We start from the raw sequence: 2,709 nt of genomic DNA, 5'->3' as shown, positions 1-2,709 counted from the left end.
ATCTACCCACCCCGCCCTACGGGCACCCCTCTCTTGTCGGTTTTTTATTCTGGGGTTCCCCCAGAATAAAACCGCCGCTCCTGGGGGGGGATTTTTCACCCTACTTATTAACAAGGAAGAAAATCTGTGGCAATTACAACAGGAGCTTCTCGCTTAGGCACTACTGCCTACAGCGATGCTAAACCGCTCGAACTACGCAATAACTGGTCTCCAGCCGAGGCTGAAATCGTGATCCGTGCTGTCTACCGTCAGGTACTAGGCAACGACTATCTAATGGCAAACGAACGCCTTGTCGGACTCGAATCCCTCCTTTGTAACGGTCAAATTACCGTGCGGGAATTCGTGCGCGGCGTGGCTAAATCTGACTTATATAAAAACAAATATTTCCACGCAGTTTTTCAGACTCGCGCGATCGAGCTACACTGCAAACACTTACTAGGACGCGCTCCCTATAATGAATCTGAAGTAGTGGACCATCTCGATCGATACCAGAATCACGGTTATGATGCCGACATCGATTCCTATATCGATTCTAACGAATACGACGAAAATTTTGGAGATTCGATCGTTCCTTACTGTCGCAGTTTCCAATATCAAATCGGTCAACAAACCCAAGGATTTACCCGGATGTTCCGGCTCTATCGGGGCTATGCAAATAGCGATACATCCCAAGTCGCTGGTAGCAAATCTCGTCTAGCTGGCGAACTCGGTAGCAATACTACTTCGGCAGTGATTCCCCCTTCTGGTGGTAATGATGGCTTTGCATACCAAGGAACAGCCCAGAGTGCGATGCCCAATCGGGTGTTTGGTCGATCGACAATGGGCGAATCAAACCGACTATATCGGATTGAAGTAGCTAGTATTTGTCTACCTCGCTATCCCCGTGTCCGTCGCAGTAACAAAGAGTTTATCGTTTCCTACGAACAACTCAACAGCACTCTCCAATACATCAATAAAATTGGTGGTAAAGTAGCTAGCGTTACCCTAGCTTAATATTACGTCTATCGCCAACACATTGCTGTTGGCGATAGAAAATAACACTTTCAACTTTCAATTTTCCACTTTCCACTTATCTAAAGAGGAATTAAACTAAATGTTAGGACAATCAGCCTTTGCTAGAGGTTCCAGTGCGACAGCCGATAACCGGATCTTCGTCTACGAAGTAACCGGATTGCAGCAAAATGATATTACCGTTCAATCCGACAGTCAGATTCGCACTAGTGCTAGCACTCTCGTGCAAGTTCCTTACAATCGGATGAATGAGAAAATGCAGCAGATTTTACGGATGGGCGGCAAAATCGTCAGCGTTTATCCATTGGGTGAAACTGCTGGGAAATAAGAGTTGTAATGATAAACTGAAGTACCAAGCCGATTACCATTGTAGAGAGCCAGCGGTTTCACCTTGAGATCGCTTTAATTCCGCATCTCGCTCAAACCAATGAGTAATTTGCTTTGGAGTAAGATCTTCTATTTTTACCTGCTCCTCATCTGCTATTTGCTGCAACAATCTCAATGAAGAAATTGTAATCCGTGCTAAAAACTTCTCATGGGTAGATAGTAGAGCCATCTCCACATCTAGAGCTTCTGCTTGAGTTAGATACTTTTCGCTAGTCATAAAAAATTAAATTCTGATTGCTGATTCCTAACTTAGCTTAATTAGTAATGGAAATTAAGTAACCGCACTGATGTTCTCCATCGACTATCCAATGAGTGCGTTCCACCTGACAATCTTTTAACGCCGCCGCAAACATTTCTAATTCGTGTCCGCAGACAGCCGGAAACGAGGCTGCAACCTGGGAAATAGCGCAGTTATGTTCTGTTAGGATGAATTTATCATTTTGCTCATCCACAGCATGATAGTCAGCCATATAACCCTCTTGGCGACGCAATTCAACAAGCTTGGCAACTCGCTCCATTAATAACCCATTTCCCAACTTCTCCCGATAATCGATGCTTTTTTTGTGCCAGTGGTGCTGAAGCATTTTACTCGCTTGCTCGTATCCTAGATTCTCCACGAGGGTATCGAGGAAAGAAATTGCGAATCGATCGTACTGATTGGGAAAGCGATCGCGTCCTTTTGGGCTAAGATGATAGATATGCTGGGGTCTGCCATTGCCTGAAGAGACAGACTGATAGACGATTAGCCCCTCCGCCTGTAAATCCTTGAGATGGCGACGAATTGCTTGGGGACTAATTTCTAGGGGGGTAGCCAGATCATGCGCGGTGGCTTGTCCCTGTTTGAGCAGAAATTCGAGGATATCCTGTTTAGTTGACGTTTGCTGCTCTGTCATCATATTGGGTGAAAAGTCCCCTCCTCGGAGGGGTACCCGTAGGGTGGGGTGGGTAGGATCTACGCAGTAATTCTAGACTAACGTCGGTATGCACCATCGCCTCAGAGCGGAATGTTGCTAGATATTAAAACTTTTAGTTAATTTTGCCACTTTGACAACAACTAAGTTGTTAAAGTGCTTTAGAATATACTTAAACAATTAATCAGTTGTTTTAAGTATACGATCTTTCGTCTGCACTAGTGGACTTCGTGCCTTGCTTTTATAGTTGTTGCGGAGATTTACCCCACCCCAGCCCTCCCCTTATAAAGGGGAGGGAGCAAGAGCCGCTCCCTGCGGGGGGCGGGAATGAAAGCCCCCTTTACAAGGGGGTTGGGGGTAAAATCTCCGCAGCAATACCAAATTAATATTATCCAATCCT

General features: G+C 45.4%; 4 protein-coding genes. 2 read left to right on the top strand and 2 right to left on the bottom strand.

What is annotated here, in order from left to right; genetic code table 11:
* The first annotated feature begins 126 nt into the window (after nt 1–126).
* Both RMO55_RS15260 and RMO55_RS15255 read left to right on the top strand, forming a co-directional pair.
* Entirely contained in the window at nt 127–993 is an 867-nt protein-coding gene (locus RMO55_RS15260) for a phycobilisome linker polypeptide (RefSeq protein WP_310427812.1), read from the top strand.
* 100 nt (nt 994–1,093) lie between these two features.
* Nucleotides 1,094–1,339: a phycobilisome linker polypeptide gene (locus tag RMO55_RS15255; RefSeq protein WP_310427811.1), complete on the top strand. Its 246-nt coding sequence runs from the start codon at nt 1,094–1,096 to the stop codon at nt 1,337–1,339.
* A gap of 33 nt (nt 1,340–1,372) precedes the next feature.
* Here RMO55_RS15255 and RMO55_RS15250 read toward each other — a convergent pair whose 3' ends face one another.
* Nucleotides 1,373–1,615 carry a hypothetical protein gene (locus RMO55_RS15250; protein ID WP_310427809.1) on the bottom strand — a complete coding sequence of 81 codons (243 nt, stop codon included), beginning with the start codon at nt 1,613–1,615 and terminating at the stop codon, nt 1,373–1,375.
* Between the two features lie 37 nt (nt 1,616–1,652).
* Nucleotides 1,653–2,294 carry an iron-sulfur cluster biosynthesis transcriptional regulator SufR gene (gene sufR / locus RMO55_RS15245; RefSeq protein WP_310427807.1) on the bottom strand — a complete coding sequence of 214 codons (642 nt, stop codon included), beginning with the start codon at nt 2,292–2,294 and terminating at the stop codon, nt 1,653–1,655.
* Nucleotides 2,295–2,709 lie beyond the last annotated feature (415 nt).

It is taken from the genome of Chamaesiphon sp. VAR_48_metabat_135_sub (genome assembly GCF_031418915.1).
Classification (GTDB): Bacteria; Cyanobacteriota; Cyanobacteriia; order Cyanobacteriales; family Chamaesiphonaceae; genus Chamaesiphon.
This window is presented reverse-complemented; position numbering and strand designations above follow the sequence as displayed.